This is a genomic window from Burkholderia sp. BCC0506 (genome assembly GCF_902833145.1).
In the GTDB taxonomy this organism is placed as follows: domain Bacteria; phylum Pseudomonadota; class Gammaproteobacteria; order Burkholderiales; family Burkholderiaceae; genus Burkholderia.
In genome coordinates this window covers 134085-154580 of sequence record NZ_CADFEN010000014.1, presented here as the reverse complement: position 1 = coordinate 154580, position 20496 = coordinate 134085, and the positions used below count along the sequence as shown (strand labels likewise).

Annotated in this window: 22 protein-coding genes and 1 pseudogene; 6 read left to right on the top strand and 17 right to left on the bottom strand. The window is 67.0% G+C overall.

Going from position 1 to position 20496, the window contains the following annotated elements:
- Positions 1 to 3 precede the first annotated feature (3 nt).
- Entirely contained in the window at positions 4 to 1245 is a 1242-nt protein-coding gene (locus HWX62_RS28095; RefSeq protein ID WP_175932244.1) for a hypothetical protein, read from the top strand.
- On the opposite strand, the gene HWX62_RS28090 is transcribed toward HWX62_RS28095, so the two are convergent.
- Positions 1225 to 1767 carry a peptidylprolyl isomerase gene (locus tag HWX62_RS28090; protein ID WP_080324343.1) on the bottom strand — a complete coding sequence of 181 codons (543 nt, stop codon included), beginning with the start codon at positions 1765 to 1767 and terminating at the stop codon, positions 1225 to 1227. The genes HWX62_RS28095 and HWX62_RS28090 overlap by 21 nt on opposite strands.
- Before the next feature lie 32 nt (positions 1768 to 1799).
- Between HWX62_RS28090 and HWX62_RS28085 the strand changes: the two genes are divergently transcribed.
- Both HWX62_RS28085 and HWX62_RS33345 read left to right on the top strand, forming a co-directional pair.
- Positions 1800 to 3020 (top strand): cupin domain-containing protein, encoded by a 1221-nt coding sequence (locus HWX62_RS28085; protein ID WP_175932245.1) that lies wholly within the window; start codon positions 1800 to 1802, stop codon positions 3018 to 3020.
- Between the two features lie 56 nt (positions 3021 to 3076).
- Positions 3077 to 3323 (top strand): annotated as a pseudogene (locus HWX62_RS33345) (hypothetical protein).
- Here HWX62_RS33345 and HWX62_RS28080 read toward each other — a convergent pair.
- The 11 genes from HWX62_RS28080 to HWX62_RS28030 all read right to left on the bottom strand — a co-directional run bounded on the left by HWX62_RS28080 (position 3324) and on the right by HWX62_RS28030 (position 12692).
- Complete coding sequence (locus tag HWX62_RS28080; protein ID WP_006487056.1) at positions 3324 to 3527, bottom strand: hypothetical protein; 204 nt, start codon at positions 3525 to 3527, stop codon at positions 3324 to 3326.
- A 102-nt stretch (positions 3528 to 3629) separates the two neighbouring features.
- The gene (locus HWX62_RS28075; protein ID WP_175932246.1) at positions 3630 to 4406 is read right to left on the bottom strand and encodes an MBL fold metallo-hydrolase; all 777 of its coding nucleotides are present in this window, start codon (positions 4404 to 4406) and stop codon (positions 3630 to 3632) included.
- 4 nt (positions 4407 to 4410) lie between these two features.
- Complete coding sequence (gene bamC, locus HWX62_RS28070; protein ID WP_175932247.1) at positions 4411 to 5556, bottom strand: outer membrane protein assembly factor BamC; 1146 nt, start codon at positions 5554 to 5556, stop codon at positions 4411 to 4413.
- Positions 5557 to 5667: 111 nt separating this feature from the next.
- Positions 5668 to 6570 carry a 4-hydroxy-tetrahydrodipicolinate synthase gene (dapA, locus tag HWX62_RS28065; protein WP_175932248.1) on the bottom strand — a complete coding sequence of 301 codons (903 nt, stop codon included), beginning with the start codon at positions 6568 to 6570 and terminating at the stop codon, positions 5668 to 5670.
- Positions 6571 to 6616: 46 nt separating this feature from the next.
- Positions 6617 to 7219, bottom strand: coding sequence for a class I SAM-dependent methyltransferase (locus tag HWX62_RS28060; protein WP_175932249.1), 603 nt, complete (start codon positions 7217 to 7219; stop codon positions 6617 to 6619).
- 8 nt (positions 7220 to 7227) lie between these two features.
- A complete protein-coding gene (locus tag HWX62_RS28055) occupies positions 7228 to 8430 on the bottom strand; it encodes a tryptophan--tRNA ligase (protein WP_006487046.1) in 1203 nt (400 codons plus the stop codon).
- An 8-nt stretch (positions 8431 to 8438) separates the two neighbouring features.
- Positions 8439 to 9101 (bottom strand): site-2 protease family protein, encoded by a 663-nt coding sequence (locus HWX62_RS28050; RefSeq protein WP_175932250.1) that lies wholly within the window; start codon positions 9099 to 9101, stop codon positions 8439 to 8441.
- 47 nt (positions 9102 to 9148) lie between these two features.
- Entirely contained in the window at positions 9149 to 9781 is a 633-nt protein-coding gene (locus HWX62_RS28045) for an L-threonylcarbamoyladenylate synthase (protein WP_175932251.1), read from the bottom strand.
- Between the two features lie 72 nt (positions 9782 to 9853).
- A complete protein-coding gene (locus tag HWX62_RS28040; protein ID WP_175932252.1) occupies positions 9854 to 10684 on the bottom strand; it encodes a 3',5'-nucleoside bisphosphate phosphatase in 831 nt (276 codons plus the stop codon).
- 82 nt (positions 10685 to 10766) lie between these two features.
- Positions 10767 to 11657 carry an alpha/beta hydrolase gene (locus HWX62_RS28035; protein ID WP_175932253.1) on the bottom strand — a complete coding sequence of 297 codons (891 nt, stop codon included), beginning with the start codon at positions 11655 to 11657 and terminating at the stop codon, positions 10767 to 10769.
- Positions 11658 to 11834: 177 nt separating this feature from the next.
- On the bottom strand, positions 11835 to 12692 hold the full coding sequence (locus HWX62_RS28030; RefSeq protein ID WP_175932254.1) for a ferritin-like domain-containing protein: 858 nt from the start codon (positions 12690 to 12692) through the stop codon (positions 11835 to 11837).
- A gap of 143 nt (positions 12693 to 12835) precedes the next feature.
- Between HWX62_RS28030 and HWX62_RS28025 the strand changes: the two genes are divergently transcribed.
- The 3 genes from HWX62_RS28025 to HWX62_RS28015 all read left to right on the top strand — a co-directional run bounded on the left by HWX62_RS28025 (position 12836) and on the right by HWX62_RS28015 (position 14840).
- Complete coding sequence (locus tag HWX62_RS28025; protein ID WP_175932255.1) at positions 12836 to 13360, top strand: gamma carbonic anhydrase family protein; 525 nt, start codon at positions 12836 to 12838, stop codon at positions 13358 to 13360.
- Between the two features lie 25 nt (positions 13361 to 13385).
- Entirely contained in the window at positions 13386 to 14336 is a 951-nt protein-coding gene (hslO, locus tag HWX62_RS28020; protein ID WP_175932256.1) for an Hsp33 family molecular chaperone HslO, read from the top strand.
- Between the two features lie 138 nt (positions 14337 to 14474).
- Positions 14475 to 14840, top strand: a complete 366-nt coding sequence (locus tag HWX62_RS28015) for a hypothetical protein (protein WP_175932257.1) — start codon at positions 14475 to 14477, stop codon at positions 14838 to 14840.
- A gap of 89 nt (positions 14841 to 14929) precedes the next feature.
- Here HWX62_RS28015 and ftsB read toward each other — a convergent pair whose 3' ends face one another.
- The 5 genes from ftsB to HWX62_RS27990 all read right to left on the bottom strand — a co-directional run bounded on the left by ftsB (position 14930) and on the right by HWX62_RS27990 (position 20335).
- A complete protein-coding gene (gene ftsB / locus HWX62_RS28010; protein ID WP_175932258.1) occupies positions 14930 to 15355 on the bottom strand; it encodes a cell division protein FtsB in 426 nt (141 codons plus the stop codon).
- A gap of 81 nt (positions 15356 to 15436) precedes the next feature.
- Complete coding sequence (eno, locus tag HWX62_RS28005; RefSeq protein ID WP_006478406.1) at positions 15437 to 16720, bottom strand: phosphopyruvate hydratase; 1284 nt, start codon at positions 16718 to 16720, stop codon at positions 15437 to 15439.
- Between the two features lie 106 nt (positions 16721 to 16826).
- Positions 16827 to 17681, bottom strand: coding sequence for a 3-deoxy-8-phosphooctulonate synthase (gene kdsA / locus HWX62_RS28000; protein WP_175932259.1), 855 nt, complete (start codon positions 17679 to 17681; stop codon positions 16827 to 16829).
- Positions 17678 to 19336: a CTP synthase gene (locus HWX62_RS27995; protein ID WP_175932260.1), complete on the bottom strand. Its 1659-nt coding sequence runs from the start codon at positions 19334 to 19336 to the stop codon at positions 17678 to 17680. Before HWX62_RS27995 ends, kdsA begins: the two co-directional genes overlap by 4 nt.
- 153 nt (positions 19337 to 19489) lie before the next feature.
- Positions 19490 to 20335, bottom strand: coding sequence for an alpha/beta hydrolase (locus tag HWX62_RS27990; protein ID WP_175932261.1), 846 nt, complete (start codon positions 20333 to 20335; stop codon positions 19490 to 19492).
- Positions 20336 to 20496 lie beyond the last annotated feature (161 nt).

The window sequence follows — 20496 nt, the reverse complement described above, 5'->3', positions numbered from 1 at the left end:
CGCATGCCGCGGGGCCTTCCGGCCCGCACCGCCGCCGCGCTCGTCGCGGCGGCGCTTGCCTTCGCGCAGGCCAGTGCGCTGGCCGCGCCCCCGAAGCGCAGCGCCACGCCCTACTCGTTCGCGGTCGTGTCGGGCGTCATCAACGGCGCGGCGGACGAGCCGGCCGCACAGCGGCTGCTCGATGCGATCGCACGCGAGCGCAACCTCGCGTTCGTCGTCTACGCGGGCGATCTCAAAGGCGCGAAGGAAGCATGCCGTGACGCGCTGTATTCTCAGCGCGGCGCGATCCTGAATTCGGCGCGCGTGCCGCTCGTGTTCATTCCCGGCCACGACGACTGGATCGCCTGCAACACCGCGGCCGGCGGCGGTTACGATCCGGTCGAGCGGCTCGACTTCCTGCGGCAGACGCTGCTCGCCGATCCGGCACTGTCCAACCCCGATGCACTGCAGATGACGCGCGAGAGCGAGGTCGCACGGTTCCGGCCGTATCGCGAGAACGCGCGCTGGATGCACGACGATATCGTCTACGTCGCCCTCAACGCGCCGGCGCCGAACAACCATTATTTGACGGCGGGCGGCCGCAACGGCGAATTCGAGGACCGCATCATCGCGAACGGCTTCTGGATCGACCACGCGGCCGAATATGCGAAGCGGCGCGACGCGCGCGCGATGGTCGTGATCTTCGAAGGCGATCCGCAGTTCGAACGCTACGAACGCGCGGAGCGCTTCGCGTGGCTGCGTTTCAACCGGCCGCGCGTGCGCGACGGCTTCCGTGAGCTGAAACGAACGCTGGTGAAGGCGGCGGCGACGTTCCGCGGCCCGATCCTGGTGATGCACGCGAGCGGCGAGCCGCTGGCGAACGGCTTTCTGATCGACCGTCCGCTGCATGCCGACGACGGTGAACTGGTAGGAAACGTGACGCGCGTCGCGATCGGACCGCGCCATCCGGCGAATCAGTGGGTGAAGGTGAGCGTATCGCCGGCGCGGCAGACGATCTTCAACGTGAGCCTGCAGGAGGTGCCGAAGAACCTGCCGGTGCCGCCCGCGCTGCCGCTCGCGCCACGCGACGACGTGCCGCTGCCGCCGATGCCCGAAATTCCCGCGCTGCCGGCGCTGCCCGACGCGTCGTCGGTCGCGCCGCCGCTGCAAGGCGACGGCGCCGCACCGGGCGGCGCGTCGTGGGCCGCCCCGGCCCCCGCATCGGGGCCGGGCCTGCCGGCAAGCTCAGTGCAGGGTGCGCCCTGACGGCGCTTCGCCGTCTTCGTCGTCATCCTCGTCGACGATCTCGAGCCCTTCCGCGCCATGCGCGTGCTCGTGCTCGATTTCGTCTTCGGTGGCTTCGCGAACGTCCTTCACGGTCAGCGCGAAACGCAGCGCCATGCCCGCCAGCGGGTGGTTGCCGTCGAGCACGACCTTGTCCTCGGCGATATCGGTGACCGTGTAGATCAGCGAGTCGACTTCCTCGTCACCGTCTTCCGGCGTGCCTTCGAACTGCATGCCCACTTCGAGCGGCTCGGGAAAACGGTCGCGCGGCTCGATCTTCACGAGTTCGGGATCGTAGTCGCCGAACGCGTCCTGCGGCTCGAGCTGAACCTGCGCCTGGTAGCCCGCCTCGTGGCCGTCGAGCTGTTCCTCGATCTTGGGGAACGTGCCATCATAGCCGCCGTGCAGATAGACCATCGGCTCGTCGCTTTCCTCGATCAGATTACCCTGTGCGTCTGACAGCTTGTAAGTGACCGACACGACGGTGTTTTTTGCGATTTTCATCCAATTCTCCCAAATACAAGTCTCATTATACGATGCGCAACCGGTCTCAAGCCGAACCGCGGGATGCCGCTGCCGCCCCGCTCGGCGCGCCGCCTTCCGATCTTCCCACGCCGCTGCTCGGCGACCTCACGCCGGCGCAATTCATGCGCGGCTACTGGCAAAAAAAACCGCTGCTGATCCGCCAGGCGATCCCCGGCGTCACGTCGCCGGTCACCCGCGATGCCTTGTTCGAGCTCGCCGCCGACTATGACGCGGAATCGCGATTGATCACCCATTTTCGTAACAAGTGGCAACTGGCGCACGGCCCGTTCGAGCCCGAATCGCTGCCTGCCGTGACGCGCAAATCCTGGACCCTGCTCGTGCAGGGGCTCGACCTGCACGTCGATGCGGCCCGCGCGTTGCTCGACCGCTTCCGCTTCATCCCCGACGCGCGGCTGGACGACCTGATGATCTCGTATGCGACGGACGGCGGCGGCGTCGGCCCGCACTTCGATTCGTATGACGTATTCCTGCTGCAGGTCGAGGGCCGACGTCGCTGGCGTGTCGGCGCGCAGAAGGATCTGTCGCTGCAGCCGGGCGTGCCGCTGAAGATCCTCGAAAACTTCGAGCCGAGCGACGAATGGGTGCTGGAGCCGGGCGACATGCTGTATCTGCCGCCGCACATCGCGCACGACGGCGTCGCCGAAGGCGAGTGCATGACCTGCTCGATCGGCTTTCGCGCCCCGTCCGCCGGCGAGCTGGGCGCCCAGTTCCTGTACTACCTCGCGGAACGCGGCGGCCTGCGCGACGCGGGCGGCGACGACCTCTACCGCGATCCGAAGCAACCGGCGGTCGACGCGCCCGCGCAACTGCCGCCGGCCATGGTCGACCGTGTCGCCGAGATCGTCGACGCGATCCGCTGGCGCAAGCGCGACGTCGCCGAATTCCTCGGCTGCTACCTGAGCGAACCCAAATCGAACGTCGTTTTCGACCCGCCGGCGCGCCCGCTGTCCGAAGCCGCGTTCGTCACGCAAGCGTCGCGCCGTGGCGTTTATCTCGACAGAAGGGCCGCATTGATGTATAACGCGCGCTCGTACTTCATTAATGGCGAGGAAGGGTCGCTCGAGCAAGCCGAGGAATGGCTGCCCGAACTGGCCAATCAACGCCGGATGGAGGCGAAACGGTTTGTAACACTATCCCGGGTTCCGTCGATGACAGCCTTGTTGCACGAGTGGTATCGTGCGGGCTGGATACGGGTCGGAAACCGGAATTAGTGTGAGTCGCCCCGTATGCCCGTACAGATCAAATTCTGTATGGGAAAGACAACGTATTGACCCCGCATTTGTCGACGGTCGATAGGAAAGTGCATATAATTTCCGCCCAAGCCGTAGGGAAGATTCACGCTCTAAGAAGTGCATCTCCACCAGCGGCCCAGGTCGGTGTTGGAGCACATTACCGGTATTGTTTCGCGCTGTTGCTTACCTTTAACCATAAAAGGACGTGATCATGAAGAAATCCCTCCTCGTAGCTTCCCTGTTGGCTGCTGTTGCACTGGCTGCTTGCAACAAGAGCGCTGATCAAGCTGCTTCGTCGGCTGCAAGCGACGCGGCTGCTGCTGCTTCGTCGGCTGCTTCGGCAGTTGCTGGTGCTGCGAGCGACGCTTCGGCTGCTGCTTCGTCGGCAACGGCTGCTGCGAGCGACGCTGCTGCTGCAGTGGCGTCGGCTGCTTCGGCAGCGACGGCTGCTCCGGCTTCGGGCGCAAGCCAGTAAGCCTTCAGCATCAGCTGAAAAAAACCGGCCCGAGGGCCGGTTTTTTTACGTCTGCCGCTTTCGGATCGATCGTCCGGCAGAGCCGCCTCGGGCCGTCAGCGGCCCGGCCCCGCTCATCCGAGCATCAGCCAGTCGAAGCCCGCGTCCTGCGAGGCGACGATCACGTCTTCCCCGTCCGTCCCGAGTACGCCGCCAAACGCCTGGCGGGCCAGCTCCGGCAGATTGTTCTGCTGGCTCAGATGGGCCGCGACCAGGTGCTGGAGACGGCTGCGTTCGAGCGACGCGAGGATCCCGGCCGCCGCGTCGTTGCTCAGGTGGCCGTGGTTGCCGCCAATGCGTGCCTTCAGCGACTGCGGATAGCGGCTGGCAGCCAGCATCGCGGTATCGTGGTTGGATTCGAGCACCAGCGCGTCGCAACCGCTCAGGACGGCCGTGATGTGCGGCGTGGCCATCCCGACGTCCGTCAGCACGCCGAGCCGGCGGCTTCCGTCCATGAAGACGAACTGGAGCGGTTCCCGCGCGTCGTGGGGGACCGTATAGGGCATCACGGCCAGATCGCGTATCGCGACCGTCTCGTCGCCCCACAGCACGTGGAGATCGACATCGGCCTCGTCCGCGCCGACCGCGCGCGCGGTGCCCCAGCTCATGTAGAGCGGCAGCGACGCGCGGCGCGCGAGCGTCAGCGCGCTGCCGACGTGGTCGCTGTGTTCGTGGGTAACGAGGATCGCATCGAGATCGGCGATGCAGAGATTCAGTCGGCCGAGCCGGCGCTCGACCTCCTTGGCGGAAAAGCCGCAGTCGAGCAGCACGCGGGTAGTCGTCGTGCCGCTCGAGGCCTCGACGACCAGCGCGTTGCCTTCGCTGCCGCTTCCGAGGCTGGCGAATCGCACGCGCTCAGTTCAGCTGCGCGTGCAGCAGCGAAATGATCCGCTGCGCGTCCGACGAATTGTCGATCTGGCCGTTCGCGCCGATCACCGCGACCTGCGTGCCGCTGGCGCCTTGCGCGCGCACGTTGACCAGGAATTCCTTGCCCGGCTTCGCCGCCGACGGGCCGCCGTAGAACAGCTTGCCGAACAGGCCGTCACGCTTGAGCTCTTCCATCGAATTCGCATAGCGCACGGTGTACACGCCCTTCTCGCGGTCGCGATTGTCGACCGTGAAGTTGGTCCGGTCGAGCGCCAGGCCCACGCGCAGCCACGCGCGGTCGAACGACTCGGCCAGTTGCAGCGTCGCCGCGCCGCCGTTCGTGTCGCTGACCTGCGCCGGCGCCGTCGCGGGGCGCGCATCGGTCAGCAACTGCTTCGCCTGTGCGTCGGTCAGGCCGAACTTCTGCATCAGCTTCGACAGGAACACGGCCTCGAGCACCGGGTTGCGCGGACGCTCTTCCCAGCGCGACGACGTGCCGCCCTGCGGGCCGACCATCATTTCTTCCATCGCACTGTGCGTGATCGAGATGTCGGTGTTGCCGTCCGGCGTGCGGTTCACGAGCGTGCGGAAGCGGTCGCGCGTGCCCGACGAATACGCGAAATCGATGACCTTGCCGATCGTGCGGCGGAACCAGTCGTCCGGAATGTTCGCGCGGTTCTCGGCCCAGTCGGTGGCCATGATGCCCGTCGACGGCGCATCGGTCTTCAGCGAGAAGCCGTTCTCCTGCCAGAACTCCTTCAGGATCGGCCACAGCTGCTCGGGCGTGCGGCCATCGACGACGAGCCAGCGGCGATCGCCGTCGCGCTCGATGTGCATGCCGAGCGGATCCTGCGCACTCGGGATGCCGTCGGTCGCATTGCCGGCCTGCGTCGTGACCCGCGGCGGCAGCGTGCCGAGCCCGGCGTTGGTCGGCGGCGCGACGAACTGCTGCGTCGTCTGCACCGGCTTGAGGTCGCTCGGCACCGCGAGCGGCGGCGCCGAGCCGGTGTTCTTGTAGTTGACCCGGTCGGGCGCAAGGTAGTCGTTCAGCGTATCGCAGCCAGCGAGCGCGCCCAGCGCCAGCGCCACCACCGACATCTGGATGGCGCGAGAGGAAATGGCGAAACGTTTCATGAAATCCTTCGTCTTGCTAGAACGCTCGTCAGGAGCGGCGCCGGACGGAGCCGGCCGGTGCGGGTTGATCAGGGGTCGAGCCGGCGGCCGCAGGACGCGGCCGCCTCGGCATCAGAGGACGCCGGCCTCGACGAGGGCCGAACGCACGGCATCGTGGCAGCGCTCGTCGAGCGCCGTGAGCGGCAGCCGGATGCCGCCCTGCATCTTGCCCATCGCCTGCAACGCCCACTTCACCGGGATCGGGTTCGCTTCGATGAACAGGTTCTTGTGCAGCGACAGCAGCTTCATGTGCAGCGTACGGGCCGTCTGCACGTCGCCGGCCAGCGCCGCGCGGCACAGCTCGCTCATCGCGCGCGGCGCGACGTTCGCGGTCACCGAGATGTTGCCGTGGCCGCCGAGCAGCATCAGCGCGATCGCGGTCGGATCGTCGCCGCTGTAGATCGCGAAATGCTTCGGTGCGGCCTTGATCAGGTGCGCGGCGCGATCGATGTTGCCGGTCGCTTCCTTCACGCCGATGATGCCCGGGACTTGCGCGAGGCGCAGCGTCGTCTCGTGCGTCATGTCCGCGACCGTACGGCCCGGCACGTTGTACAGGATCACCGGCAGGTCGACCGCTTCCGCGATCGCCTTGAAGTGGCGGTACATCCCTTCCTGCGTGGGCTTGTTGTAGTACGGCACGACCTGCAGCGTCGCGTCGGCGCCGACGATCTTCGCCTGTCTCGACAGCTCGATCGCCTCGGCGGTCGAATTGCCGCCGGCGCCCGCGATGATCGGGATGCGTTTCGCCGCATGCTCGACCGCCGTGCGGATCATCAGGATGTGCTCCTCGACGGTGAGCGTGGCCGACTCGCCGCTCGTACCGACGACGACGAGCGCATCGGTGCCTTCCGCGATGTGCCAGTCGATCAGTTTGCGAAACGCAGGCAGGTCGAGACTGCCGTCTTCGAGCATCGGGGTGACGATCGCGGGGATGCTGCCGCGGATTTGAATGCCGTCTTGGGTGCCGTTAGCCATGAAACGCGATTGATTGTGTACCGGTAAACATTGAGATTGTAGCGGATTAGCCGGGCAGTTCGTAACGTGGAATTCCCGCCCCCGCCTTCGGGGTCGCGCCCTCGCGCACTGCGCAGAGACGCTGGACGAATGCCTCGCGCGGCGCGGCGACGAAACCGTCCTCGTACCCGACCACCCGCAGATGGCCTCGCACGGCGTCCAGCAGCTCGCCCGGGGCGAGCAGGAACGCGGGGTTGGACGGTTTTCCGACCGTTTCGTTTCCTTGCGCGAAGGTTTCGTAGATCAGCACGCCGCCCGGCGCGACGGCGTCGAGCAGATGGGGCCAGAGCGGGCGATGCAGATAGTTCGTGACGATCACGGCGGCAAACCGCTCGCCGGCCGGCAGCGGCCAGGGCGCACCCTCGAGATCGGCCGCGCGGGCGTCGACCCCGGGCATCGCGCGCAACGCGGCCAGCGCGACCGGATCGCGGTCGAGCGCGACGACCGGATGCCCGCGCGACGCGAACCAGCGTGCATGGCGGCCTCCGCCCGCGGCGACGTCGAGCACCGCCCCGCCGGCCGGCACGAGCCGCGCCCATTGCGCAACCCAGCGCGACGGTTCGGCCTGACCGACGTGGCCGCCCGCGGCGGCGATGACGGATTCGCTCATGCGCCGGATCAGTTGTACGACAGGCCCATTGCGTCACGCACGTCGCGCATCGTCTCCGTCGCGTACTTGCGCGCCTTGTCGCACCCGTCCGCGACGATCGCGCGCAGCAGCGACGGATCGTCCATGTACTTCTGCGCGCGCTCGAGCATCGGCTGCTGTTCGCGCAGGATCCCTTCGACGACCGGCTGCTTGCAGTCGAGGCAGCCGATGCCCGCCGAGCGGCAGCCCTTCTGCACCCACTCGTGCGTCGCTTCGTCCGTGTAGACCTGGTGCAGCTGCCACACCGGGCACTTGTCGGGATCGCCCGGATCGGTGCGGCGCACGCGCGCCGGATCGGTCGGCATCGTGCGGACCTTCTTCGTGATCGTCTCGGCGTCTTCGCGCAGGCCGATCGTGTTGCCGTACGACTTCGACATCTTCTGCCCGTCGAGGCCCGGCATCCGCGACGCTTCGGTCAGCAGCGCCTGCGGCTCGACCAGGATGATCTTGCGCGCGCCCTCGAGATAGCCGAACAGACGCTCGCGGTCGCTCATCGACAGGCTTTGCGATTCCTGCAGCATCGCGCGCGCCTGTTCGAGCGCCTCGTCGTCGCCTTCCTGCTGATACGCGTTGCGCAGCTCGTGATAGAGCTTCGCGCGCTTGCCGCCGAGCTTCTTCGCGGCTTCGAGCGCCTTCTCCTCGAAACCGGGCTCGCGGCCGTACAGATAGTTGAAGCGGCGCGCGATCTCGCGCGTCATCTCGACGTGCGGCACCTGGTCCTCGCCCACCGGCACGAGCGAGCCGCGATACAGCAGGATGTCGGCCGCCATCAGCACCGGGTAGCCGAGGAAGCCGTAGGTCGACAGATCCTTGTCCTTCAGCTTCTCCATCTGCTCCTTGTAGGTCGGCACGCGTTCGAGCCAGCCGAGCGGCGTGCTCATGCCGAGCAGCAGCGCGAGTTCCGCGTGCTCGGGCACCTTGCTCTGGATGAACAGCGTCGCCTGCGCCGGGTCGATGCCGGACGCGAGCCAGTCGATCAGCACGTCCCACACGTTCTTCTCGATGACCTCGGGCGTCTCGTAGTGCGTCGTCAGCGCATGCCAGTCGACCACGCAGAAGAAGCACGGGTATTCGGACTGCAGCTTCACCCAGTTTTTCAGCACGCCGTGGTAATGACCGAGGTGCAGCGACCCGGTGGGTCGCATGCCGGAGAAAATACGTTCTGGGAACATGATTGTCGTTAGAAAAGCGAGGCGAAGGGGGACAGGACGGCGCTCAGGACGGCATAGCCGACGTTCACGAGCGGGCGCAGCCAGAAGTTCGTCAGCACGCCCGTCGTGACGAGCACGAGGACGATGATGAAACCGTACGGCTCGATGCGCGACAGCGCGATCGATTGCCTGGTCGGCAGCAGCGCCGCCAGGATGCGGCCGCCGTCGAGCGGCGGCAGCGGGAACAGGTTCAGCACGCCGAGCACGAGGTTCGCGCTGACGCCGGCGAACGCCATGCGCGTGAAGAACGGCTCGTCGATGCCCACGGCCGGCAGCACGAGGGTCAGCAGGCCCCAGACGAGCGCCTGCACGAAATTGCAGGCCGGGCCCGCGAGCGCGACCCACAGGCTGCCCCAGCGCGGATCGCGCAGGTTGCCGAACGACACCGGCACCGGCTTCGCATAGCCGAACAGGAACGCGCCGCCGGTCAGGAAGTACATCGCGAGCGGGATCGCGATCGTGCCGAGCGGGTCGATGTGGCGCATCGGGTTGAACGACACGCGCCCCATCGCGTAGGCGGTGTTGTCGCCGAGCAACCGCGCGGCATAGCCATGCGCGGCCTCGTGCAGCGTGATCGCGAAGATCACGGGCAGCGCGTAGACGGCGATGGTCTGTATCAGGGAGGCATTCATATCGCGTTATTGTAACAAGCGCACTCGCGCAAAAACGGCACGGCGCGTCATGCGGCCGAGAGCCCGAACGGTTCGAGCGCGCCGCGCCCCGCGCGCACGAGCTCGGGCGCGTCGCCGGTCAGGTCGATCACCGTCGACGGTTCGCGCGGGCACGCGCCGCCGTCGATCACGAGGTCGACCTGTTTCTCGAGGCGTGCGCGGATTTCTTCGGGATCGTTCAACGGTTCGTCGTCCGGCGGCAGGATCAGCGTCGTGCCGAGCAGCGGCTGGCCGAGCGACTCCAGCAGCGCGAGCGTGATCGCATGATCGGGCACGCGCAGCCCGATCGTCTTGCGCGACGGGTGCGACAGCCGGCGCGGCACTTCCTTCGTCGCCTGCAGGATGAACACGTACGGGCCCGGCGTCACCGACTTGATCTGCCGGTACTGGCGATTGTCGACCATCGCGAAGTTGGCGAGCTCCGACAGGTCGCGCACGAGCAGCGACAGGTGCTGCTTCTCGTCGAGGCCGCGAATCCGGCGCACGCGCTCGACCGCATCCTTGTCGTCGAGATGGCACGCGAGCGCATAGCTCGAATCGGTCGGCATCGCGATCACGCCGCCCTTGCTGACGATCTCCACCGCCTGCTTGATCAGGCGCGGCTGCGGATTATCCGGATGAATCCTGAAGAACTGGGACATGGGGACACGTAAAGAGAGGGAAATCGGATGCGCGCATCGGCGGCCACGCGGGCGGCCCGAAGCCGCCCGGCGTCAGAGCCAGCGCTCCCAGACCGGTGTCAGGTCGGGCGGCAACGGCGGCAGGCTGCCGAGCTCGATGCGGCCCTCGCCCGGCGCATGGAAATCCGAGCCGCGCGACACTTCGAAGCCGAAGCGGCGCGCAACGTCCGCGTATTCGCGGTACTGGTCGGGCGTGTGGCTGCCCGTGACGACCTCGATCGCGCGGCCGCCGAGATCGATGAACTCGCCGAAGAACGCGTCGAATTCGACCGGCGTATAGCGATAGCGGCCCGGATGCGCGACCACCGCTTCGCCGCCGGCCGCGCGGATCCAGCCGACCGCGTCGGACAGGGACGCCCAGCGATGCGGGACGAAGCCGGGCTTGCCGTCGCCGAGCAGGCGGTCGAACACGTCCGACGTCGATTCGGCGTGGCCGTTTTCGACGAGAAAGCGCGCGAAATGCGTGCGCGAGATCAGGTCGGGATTGGAGACGTATTTCAGCGCGCCTTCGTACGCGCCGGGGATGCCGAGCGTCGCGAGCTGCTCCGCGATCGCCTGCGCGCGCGCCGCGCGGCCGTGGCGCGTGCGGTACAGGCCGTCGACCAGCGCCGGATGGGCGGGATCGATGTGCAGGCCGACGATGTGCACGGTGCGCGACGCCCACGTGACAGAAATCTCGACGCCGCTCAGGTAACGCATGCCGAGCGCTTCCGCCTCGCTGCGCGCCGCCGCCTGGCCGCCGATCTCGTCGTGGTCGGTCAGCGCCCACAGGGTCACGCCGCCCGCATGCGCGCGGCGTGCGACGTCCGCAGGCGACAGCAACCCGTCGGAAACATTGGAATGGCAGTGGAGATCGGCGTTCATTGTCGGCATGGCAGGTAAGGCTTCATTCTACTGCAATGCGGCAAATGCGCCGCCCGCCGGCCCTGCCGCCGGCGCCGCGCGCCTACGCGCAGAACGCCTCGATCAGCGCCGCGACCTGCTCGGGCTGGTCGTGATGCACCATGTGGCCGGCATCCTCGATGAGCTTCTCGCGCCAGTCGGGGAACGCGTTGAAGCGCGCCTTGAACTCGGGCAGCGGGATGTCGCCCGCGAGGTGCGCAAGGGTCGGCGAATTCACGGCCTCGACGTGCAATACCTTCGCGCGCACCTGCTTCCAGATGGCCATGACTTCGTCGAGCCGGTACAGCAGCGGGCCCGGCATCTTGTGCGCCGGATCGGCCAGCAGATGGTAGAGGCCGTCGTCGCCGCGTTTCGACCAGTGCGCGGCCAGAAAGGCCGCGCGGCGCGGGTCGAGCCGCGGATTGGTCTTGATCAGGCGCGCCGCCACGTCGTCGAGCGACGCGTACGGCCGCAGCGCGGGCGGCTCGCGCAGTTCGTCGAGCCAGCCGCGCAGTCGGCGCGACGCCTGTTCGGCGCGCGCGGGCGCGAGCCCGAACCCTTCGAGATCGACCACGCGGCGCACGCGCTCCGGCCGTACGCCGGCATACAGGCACACGACGTTCGCGCCCATGCTGTGGCCGATCAGGTTGACCTCGCCGGTCGGCGCATAGCGGTCGACGAGCGCATCGAGATCGCCGAGATAGTCGTGGAACCAGTAGTGGCCGCCGCCCTGCCGCGCGACCGGCCAGTCGGACAGCCCGAAGCCGCGCGCGTCGGGCGCGATCACCTGCCAGTCGCCCGCCAGCGCATCGACGACGAACTGGAACGACGCCGCGACGTCCATCCAGCCGTGCAGCATGAACAGCGTCGGCGCATCGGGCCGGCCCCAGCGCCGCACATGCAGCTGGACGCCGCGTACCGTGACGAAATCGGAAACAGAACTCGAGGCGCTCATGGCAACCGCCAAAAAAAAGAATGGTCGTTCGATTATAGCGGTGACGCCTCCTTTCCGGCGGCCGGCAATCGAGGTACCGCTCTAGCGGCAGGGGCGTTCAGGGCCCACGAGGAAACGCCGTCGACCGGACGTGCGGGCCGCCCGACGGGCGCCCAGGCGCCGCCGACCGCGATCCCGCTAATGCGCGGGGCGTGCGTCCGCCGCGTCCTGCGCGGCCAGTTCGTCCAGTTCGGCCTGCTCGAAGCCGGCATCGCGCCGCGCGTCGAAATTGAACGGGCCGCGCAGCCGCGGCGCGTGGTATTGCTCGGCGAGCTGCCGATAGGTCGGCACGGGATCGCGGCCGGCTGCGTCGCACAGATGGCGGAACCAGCGGTTGCCGATCGCCACATGGCCGACTTCGTCGCGCAGGATCACGTCGAGGATCGCGGCCGACGCATCGTCGCCCGCCTGCACGAGCCGCGCGCGGATCGGCGGCGATGCGTCGAGCCCGCGCGCCTCGAGCGTGCGCGGCACGAGCGCCATGCGCGCGAGCACGTCGCCCCTGGTCCGCTCGCACATCTCCCACAGCCCGTTATGCGCGGGAAAGTCGCCGTATGCATGCCCGAACGCCGCGAGCCGGTCGGACAGCAGCGTGAAGTGATAAGCCTCCTCGGCCGCGACCTTCAACCAGTCCGCATAGAACGCGTCGGGCAGGCCCGCGAAGCGCCAGACCGCGTCGAGCGCCAGGTTGATCGCGTTGAACTCGATATGGGCGAGCGCGTGCAGCAGCACGGCGCGCCCTTCGGGCGATCGCATGCTGCGCCGCTCGAGCTGGCGCGGCTCGACGAGCGGCGGCCGCGCGGGGCGCCCGGGCAGACCGGCCGGTTCGCGCAATTGAAGCGACGGCGCGATCGCGGCCTGCCCGGCCCGCCACGCATCGTGCAGCGCGCGCACCTGCGCGGCCTTGGCCGCCGGCTCCGCAACACGCAGCGCATCGAGCGCCACGCTGCGCACACAGGCCGGCCCCTGGCCGAAAGAAGAAGACGCGATGCTCATAAACGGGGACACCTTGCGCGCGCGGCGCGGGAGCACAGGCACGCGACGGTTTACAATATGCGTTTGTTCCGCGGCGCCAGGCGCCGGGCAAACCGGACGCGCCATTTTACCGGCGCCCATCATCGAAGAGACAAGGAGACTCCGTGACGATCTACAAGCTGGGCGATACGGCCCCGACGATCCACGAAAGCGTGTTCGTCGCCGATACGGCGGCCATCATCGGCAAGGTCGTGCTCGAGGAAAACGCGAGCGTGTGGTTCGGCGCGACGATCCGCGGCGACAACGAGACGATTACGGTCGGCGCCGGCAGCAACGTCCAGGAAGGCGCGGTCCTGCATACCGACCCGGGCTTTCCGCTGACGATTGCCGACAACGTGACGATCGGGCACCAGGCCATGCTGCACGGCTGCACGGTCGGCGAAGGTTCGTTGATCGGGATTCAGGCGGTGGTCTTGAATGGAGCGGTGATCGGCCGCAACTGTCTGGTCGGTGCCGGCGCGGTCGTGACGGAAGGCAAGACGTTCCCGGACAATTCGCTGATTCTCGGCGCACCGGCGAAAGTCGTGCGCGAGCTGTCGGCCGACGACGTCGCGCGGCTGCGCGCAAACGCGAAGACGTATGTCGAGCGACGCGCGCATTTCAAGGAGCAACTCGTGCGAATCGGGTGATTCGCACGGATTTCAAGGAAGAAGAGTGAGCGACCAGTTACAGAAATTCATGTTCAATGCGGCGCCCGTGCGCGGCGAGATCGTTTCGCTGCGCAACACGTGGCAGGAAGTGCTCGCCCGCCGCGACTACCCTGCCCCCGTGCGCACGGTGCTCGGCGAGATGATGGCCGCGTGCGCGCTGCTGTCCGCGAACCTGAAATTTCACGGCACCCTGATCATGCAGATCTTCGGCGACGGGCCGGTCCAGATGCTGGTCGTCCAGTGCGGGTCCGATCTGTCGATGCGGGCCACCGCGAAGTTCTCGGGCGACGCCGCGCACACGATCGGCGACGACACGCGCTTCGCGTCGCTCGTCAACGCGAGCGGCCACGGCCGCTGCGTGATCACGCTCGACCCGGCCGACAAGCTGCCGGGCCAGCAGCCGTACCAGGGCATCGTGCCGCTGAACGGCCTCGACGGCCCGCTCGAATCGGTGTCGCAGGTGCTCGAACACTACATGCATCACTCGGAGCAGCTCGACACGCGGCTGTGGCTCGCGGCCGATCGCGATCGCGCGGTCGGCATGCTGCTGCAGAAGCTGCCGGGCGACGGCGGCATCGTGCCGCGCAACGCCGAAACCGACATCGACACGTGGGAACGCGTGTGCACGCTCAGCGGCACGCTGTCCGCGAAGGAACTGCTCGAGGTCGAACCGGAAGTCGTGTTCCGCCGGCTGTTCTGGCAGGAAAACGTGCAGCACTTCGAACCGGCCGGCACGCGCTTCCAGTGTTCGTGTTCGCGCGAGAAGGTCGGTGCGATGCTGCGCATGCTCGGTCGTGAAGAAGTCGACAGCGTGATCGTCGAGCGCGGCCACGTCGAGATCCACTGCGAGTTCTGCAACCAGCGCTACGAATTCGACCCGGTCGACGTCGCGCAGCTGTTCGCGGCACCCGGTGTCGAGACCGGCATCGCGCCCGCCACCGACCAGCGTCACTGAGCCGCGCGCCCGTGTCCGCCACCGGCGCGGCACGGGCGCATAATGACGCACGAGCGCCGCACGCGCGGCTCACGCACCGCAGGCGCGGCCTTCGGTGCGAGTCGCCTGCCACGGTCGGCGCGCCGCAGGAGAAACGCCATGAACCGCCCCCGCCCGTTTTGCACCATCCGCAGCATCGTCCTGGCGAGCACGGCCGCCGGCACGCTCGCGCTTGCCGGCTGCGCGATGCCACCGCCGACTTCGACGATCCTGAGCCGCCTGCCGGAGCCGAGCGCGTCGAGCGGCCAGCCGCCCGTGCTGTCGAGCGCCGAACGCAAGCGCTACGACGAGATCGATCAGCAAGTCCTGCGCGAGCAGAACAGCGCAATGGCAGCCGAAGCCGCTGCGCGCGCATGGGCCTATTACTCGCCGCCGCCCGTGACGGTCTACGGCGGGTACTACGGCGGATGGGGCAATCGCTGGGGTACGGGTATCAGCTACGGCTACCCGGGCTGGTGGTGGTGAGCAGACATCGCCTGCTCGATTGACGACGGGCAGGAAATAAAAAAGCGCGGCATTTCCCGCGCTTTTTCAATGGATTCGAGGTACCGCGCTCAGTGATGCGCCGGCTTGCCCTTGTCGCCGCCGTGATGCCGCGACGGCTTCGCGATCGACTGCGGATTCGGCACCACCCGCACCGGCGCGGCGGAGACGGTGCCACGCGTCGACGTATTCGACGGCGTGTTGTTCTGCGGCCCGGCCGGCGCATTCGGCGACACGAACTGCACGAATACTTCGCCGTCCTTCACCATGCCCATCTCGTAGCGCGCACGCTCCTCGATCGCCGCGGTGCCGCTCTGCAGATCCTGCACTTCGCCGGCGGTGCGCTCGTTGCGCAGCTTCTCGTCCGCATTCTTCTGCAGTTGGTCGTCGAGCTGCTGACGCAATTCGTGCACCCGCAGCCAGCCGCCGTGTCCCCACCATAGGGGGTACTGAATGAGCGCCAGCAAGGCAATCAGGACGACAGTGACAAGCCGCATGTAAGAGACGCAGATATAAGAAGCGCCGCTCCGCGCACAGGCACAGAGCGGCGTCGAGATGACGAACCCGATAGTAGCGCGTTAGCGCAGGTTATAGAAAGCCGATTTGCCCGGGTAGCTCGCGATGTCGCCGAGATCTTCCTCGATGCGCAGCAGCTGGTTGTACTTCGAGATGCGATCGCTGCGCGACAGCGAACCCGTCTTGATCTGACCGGCGTTCAGGCCGACCGCGATGTCCGCGATCGTCGAATCTTCCGTTTCGCCCGAGCGGTGCGAGATCACGGCCGTGTAACCCGCACGCTTCGCCATTTCGATCGCCGCGAACGTTTCGGTCAGCGTACCGATCTGGTTGATCTTGATCAGGATCGAGTTCGCGATGCCCTTCTCGATGCCTTCCTTCAGGATGCGCGTGTTCGTGACGAACAGGTCGTCGCCGACCAGTTGCACCTTCTTGCCGAGGCGGTCGGTCAGCAGCTTCCAGCCGTCCCAGTCGCTTTCGTGCATGCCGTCCTCGATCGACACGATCGGGAACTTGTCGGCGAGCGTCGCGAGGTAGTCGGTGAATTCGGCCGACGACAGTTGCAGGCCTTCGCCCGCGAGCTGGTACTTGCCGTCGTGGTAGAACTCGGATGCCGCGCAGTCGAGCGCGAGCAGCACGTCTTCGCCCGCACGGTAGCCGGCCTTCTCGATCGCCTGCAGGATCGTCGACAGGCACTCGTCGTTGCTGCCGAAGTTCGGTGCGAAACCGCCTTCGTCGCCGACGGCCGTGCTCATGCCGCGGTCGCTCAGGATCTTCTTCAGCGCGTGGAACACTTCCGCGCCGCAACGCAGCGCTTCGCGGAACGTCGGCTGGCTGACCGGGACGATCATGAATTCCTGGATGTCCAGGCTGTTGTTCGCGTGCGCGCCGCCGTTGACGATGTTCATCATCGGCACCGGCAGCTGCATCGCGCCCGAGCCGCCGAAGTAGCGGTACAGCGGCAGGCCGGCTTCTTCGGCGGCAGCCTTCGCGACGGCCATCGACACGGCCAGCATCGCGTTCGCGCCGAGGCGCGACTTGTTGTCGGTGCCGTCCAGCTCGAGCAGCGTCTTGTCGAGGAACGCCTGTTCCGACGCGTCGAGGCCCATGATGGCTTCGGAGATTTCGGTGTTGATGTGCTCGACCGCCTTCAGCACGCCCTTGCCGTTGTAGCGGCCGGCTTCGCCGTCGCGCAGTTCGATCGCTTCACGCGAGCCGGTGGACGCGCCCGACGGCACCGCCGCGCGGCCCATCGTGCCCGATTCGAGCAGCACGTCGCATTCGACGGTGGGGTTGCCGCGCGAATCCAGAATCTCGCGGCCGATGATATCTACGATTGCACTCATGGGTTTCCTCTGAGAATGACGATGGATTCTTCAAACTGCGACGGCGCGCGTGCCGCAAGCGCTTTCGCTACAGACGCGCGAAGCCGTCGCAAGGTTCATTCGATCTTTAATTGAAATCGTTTTCCAGGAACGGATTGCGCTTCACCGCCTGGTCGAGCGTGACGAGGGTCTCCAGCAACGCGCCCATCCGGTTCAGCGGCACCGCGTTCGGGCCGTCCGACTTCGCCTCGGCCGGATTCGGATGCGTTTCCATGAAGAGGCCCGCGACGCCCGTCGCGACCGCCGCACGGGCAAGCACCGGCACGAATTCGCGCTGGCCGCCCGAGCTCGTGCCCTGCCCGCCCGGCAACTGCACCGAGTGGGTCGCATCGAACACGACCGGCGCGTTCGTCTCGCGCATGATCGCGAGCGAACGCATGTCCGACACGAGATTGTTGTAGCCGAACGAGACACCGCGCTCGCACGCCATGAAGCGGTCTTCCGACAGGCCCGCGTCGCGTGCCGCGTCGCGCGCCTTGTCGATCACGTTCTTCATGTCGTGCGGCGCGAGGAACTGGCCCTTCTTGATGTTGACCGGCTTGCCCGAGCGTGCGCACGCATGGATGAAGTCGGTCTGGCGGCACAGGAACGCCGGCGTCTGCAGCACGTCGACGACCGACGCGACCTGCTCGATCTCCTCGATCGAATGCACGTCGGTCAGCACCGGCAGGCCGAGCTGGCGCTTCACCTCGGACAGGATCCGCAGGCCCTCGTCCATTCCGAGGCCGCGAAACGACTTGCCCGAGCTGCGGTTTGCCTTGTCGTAGGACGACTTGTAGATGAACGGAACGTTCAGCTTCTCGCAGATCTCCTTCAGGCGGCCCGCCGTGTCGATCGTCATCTGCTCCGATTCGACGACGCAGGTCCCCGCGATCAGGAAGAAAGGCTGGTCGAGACCGACCTCGAAATCGCACAGCTTCATGCTTGCACTCCGCGCGCTTGCTTGTTGGCGAGCGCGGCTTCGACGAACGACTTGAACAGCGGATGACCGTCACGCGGCGTGGACGTGAATTCCGGGTGGAACTGGACGCCGACGAACCACGGGTGCATCGAGCGCGGCAGCTCCATCATTTCCGGCAGATCCTCGCTCGGGGTACGGGCGCTGATGATAAGGCCGCCGGCTTCGAGCTGGGGCACGAAGCGGTTATTGACTTCATAACGGTGACGATGGCGCTCGTTCACGTCCTTGCCGTAGATCTCCTCGGCCATCGTACCCGGCTTGATCGGGCAGCGTTGCGAACCGAGGCGCATCGTGCCACCGAGGTCGGATTCCTCGCTGCGCGTCTCGACCTTGCCTTCGCGGTCGTACCATTCGGTGATCAGCGCGACCACGCGTTCCGGCGTGTCCGGGTCGAACTCCGTGCTGTTCGCCTGCTTCAGGCCGACGACGTCGCGCGCGAATTCGATCACCGCGAGCTGCATGCCGAGGCAGATGCCGAGGTACGGCACCTTCGACTCGCGCGCATAGCGGATCGCCGCGATCTTGCCTTCCGTGCCGCGACGGCCGAAGCCGCCCGGCACCAGCACGGCGTCGAGATGCTTCAGGCTGTCGACACCGTTCGCCTCGAGCTCTTCCGAGTCGATGTACTCGATGTTGACCTTGGTCGACGTGTGGATCGACGCATGGCGCAGCGCTTCGATCAGCGACTTGTACGACTCGGTCAGATCGACGTACTTGCCGACCATGCCGATCGTGACTTCCTGCTTCGGATTTTCCAGTTTCTCGACGAGCTCCGACCACATGCCGAGGTCGGCATCCTTCGGCGACAGCTTCAGCTCCTCGCAGATGATCCGGTCGAGGCCCTGGTCGTGCAGCATCTGCGGAATCTTGTAGATGCTGTCGGCGTCCCACACCGAGATCACGGCGTCTTCGGGCACGTTCGAGAACATCGAGATCTTCTTCGATTCGTCGTCGGGGATGCGGCGATCCGCACGGCACAGCAGCACGTGCGGCAGGATGCCGATCTCGCGCAGCTTCTGCACGCTGTGCTGGGTCGGCTTCGTCTTCAGCTCGCCGGCCGTCGCGACGTACGGCACGAGCGTCAGGTGCACGAAGCACGCGCTGTTGCGGCCGAGGCGCAGGCTCATCTGGCGCGCGGCCTCGAGGAACGGCAACGACTCGATGTCGCCGACCGTGCCGCCGATCTCGACGATCGCGACGTCCGGCTCGCCGCAGGTGGCCGATGCGGCCCCGCGCTCGATGAACGCCTGGATCTCGTTCGTGATGTGCGGAATGACCTGCACGGTCTTGCCGAGATAGTCGCCGCGGCGTTCCTTGCGGATCACCGATTCGTAGATCTGGCCGGTCGTGAAGTTGTTGGCCTTGCGCATCTTCGTGCTGATGAAGCGCTCATAGTGGCCGAGGTCGAGGTCGGTCTCCGCTCCGTCTTCCGTCACGAACACTTCGCCGTGCTGGAACGGGCTCATCGTGCCGGGGTCGACGTTGATGTAGGGATCGAGTTTGAGGAGGGTGACTTTCAGACCGCGCGATTCGAGGATCGCGGCGAGAGAGGCGGCGGCAATACCCTTGCCGAGGGAAGAAACTACGCCGCCGGTGACGAAAACATATTTGGTCATCGCTGGATGCTCGCGGGAAAAACGGATTATACCGTAAAGCCCGCCCTTCTCTCAGCAATTGACGCGATGATCGCGCCCTTTCGTGCCGACCCGCGCCGGCGCGAACCGGCCGGCCGGTCGGCGCCGCAGGCGCGCCAGTCGCCGGACGAAACATCAGGCGCGCTTCGCGAGCGGCGCGCCGGCCTGCGAAGCGCCGCCCTCGTCCGCCTTCAGCGAATTCAGCATCCGCTGCAATGCGCGGGCGGTCTCGATCGGCCGCTCCATCGGGAACAGGTGGCTCCCCTCGAGCCATTCGATGCGCCCGCGCGTCGCGCGGCGCGTCGCATCGAGCCCGACCTGCCGCACCTCGCGCGAGCGCGTGCCGGCGAGAAAGCCGAGCGGCACCGGCGCGCCGTGCGCGAGCCGCGGGCCGAGCGTGTGCGGCAGCGTCCGGTAGATCAGGTATTCGACCTGCCGGTCGAACGCGAGCGCGCGCTCGCCGTCCGCGCCGGCCTGCGGGATCCCGTAGTCGATATAGTCGGCCAGCATCCGTTCGTCCCAGCGCGCGAACGCCGGCTTCTCGCGGAAGTGCCGCCAGACCTCGTCGCGGCTCGTCCAGCGCGTGCGCCGGTTGCGCGTCGCCGCGGCCGGCGACAGCCGCTCGTCGAGCCCCGCCCACTGGCTCGCGCGCAGCGCGCCGGCACGCCAGCCCGCGATGATCGGCGAATCGATCATCACGACGCCGCGCACCCACTGCGGCTTCTTCAGCGCGGCCATCAGCGACAGGTAGCCGCCGAGCGAATGGCCGACGAGCCAGACCGGGCGCTCGTAGCGGCGCCCGATGTCGTCGAGCAGTTGCTCGACGAGGTGCGGCCAGTCGCGCGTCACCGGGTAGCGGCGGTCGTGGCCGATCCGTTCGATGTAGCGCAGCTCGTAGTCGTCGGCCAGTTCGGCGAAGATCGTCCGGTACGTCGACGCCGGGAAGCCGTTCGCGTGCGAGAAGTGGAGGATGTCCTTCAAACGCCGATGTCTCCTTTGTCGACGGGAGTTAGCGCTTTAGCGGTTACTCCCGTCCCATGCTTCGCGGTCGACGGGAGTTGGCGCTTTAGCGGTTACTCCCGTCCCATGCTTCGTATTCTGTCGAAACCGTGCTTCGGCACGATAGGCCGGCCCCGAGCTCG

Excerpts from the sequence above, each read along its gene's own strand:
- HWX62_RS28095 (WP_175932244.1), top strand. The coding sequence starts at position 4 with ATGCCGCGGGGCCTTCCGGCCCGCACCGCCGCCGCGCTCGTCGCGGCG.
- HWX62_RS28090 (WP_080324343.1), bottom strand. The coding sequence starts at position 1,767 with ATGAAAATCGCAAAAAACACCGTCGTGTCGGTCACTTACAAGCTGTCA.
- HWX62_RS28085 (WP_175932245.1), top strand. The coding sequence starts at position 1,800 with ATGCGCAACCGGTCTCAAGCCGAACCGCGGGATGCCGCTGCCGCCCCG.
- HWX62_RS28080 (WP_006487056.1), bottom strand. The coding sequence starts at position 3,527 with ATGCTGAAGGCTTACTGGCTTGCGCCCGAAGCCGGAGCAGCCGTCGCT.
- bamC (WP_175932247.1), bottom strand. The coding sequence starts at position 5,556 with ATGAAACGTTTCGCCATTTCCTCTCGCGCCATCCAGATGTCGGTGGTG.
- dapA (WP_175932248.1), bottom strand. The coding sequence starts at position 6,570 with ATGGCTAACGGCACCCAAGACGGCATTCAAATCCGCGGCAGCATCCCC.
- HWX62_RS28060 (WP_175932249.1), bottom strand. The coding sequence starts at position 7,219 with ATGAGCGAATCCGTCATCGCCGCCGCGGGCGGCCACGTCGGTCAGGCC.
- HWX62_RS28055 (WP_006487046.1), bottom strand. The coding sequence starts at position 8,430 with ATGTTCCCAGAACGTATTTTCTCCGGCATGCGACCCACCGGGTCGCTG.
- HWX62_RS28050 (WP_175932250.1), bottom strand. The coding sequence starts at position 9,101 with ATGAATGCCTCCCTGATACAGACCATCGCCGTCTACGCGCTGCCCGTG.
- HWX62_RS28045 (WP_175932251.1), bottom strand. The coding sequence starts at position 9,781 with ATGTCCCAGTTCTTCAGGATTCATCCGGATAATCCGCAGCCGCGCCTG.
- HWX62_RS28040 (WP_175932252.1), bottom strand. The coding sequence starts at position 10,684 with ATGAACGCCGATCTCCACTGCCATTCCAATGTTTCCGACGGGTTGCTG.
- HWX62_RS28035 (WP_175932253.1), bottom strand. The coding sequence starts at position 11,657 with ATGAGCGCCTCGAGTTCTGTTTCCGATTTCGTCACGGTACGCGGCGTC.
- HWX62_RS28030 (WP_175932254.1), bottom strand. The coding sequence starts at position 12,692 with ATGAGCATCGCGTCTTCTTCTTTCGGCCAGGGGCCGGCCTGTGTGCGC.
- HWX62_RS28015 (WP_175932257.1), top strand. The coding sequence starts at position 14,475 with ATGAACCGCCCCCGCCCGTTTTGCACCATCCGCAGCATCGTCCTGGCG.
- ftsB (WP_175932258.1), bottom strand. The coding sequence starts at position 15,355 with ATGCGGCTTGTCACTGTCGTCCTGATTGCCTTGCTGGCGCTCATTCAG.
- eno (WP_006478406.1), bottom strand. The coding sequence starts at position 16,720 with ATGAGTGCAATCGTAGATATCATCGGCCGCGAGATTCTGGATTCGCGC.
- kdsA (WP_175932259.1), bottom strand. The coding sequence starts at position 17,681 with ATGAAGCTGTGCGATTTCGAGGTCGGTCTCGACCAGCCTTTCTTCCTG.
- HWX62_RS27995 (WP_175932260.1), bottom strand. The coding sequence starts at position 19,336 with ATGACCAAATATGTTTTCGTCACCGGCGGCGTAGTTTCTTCCCTCGGC.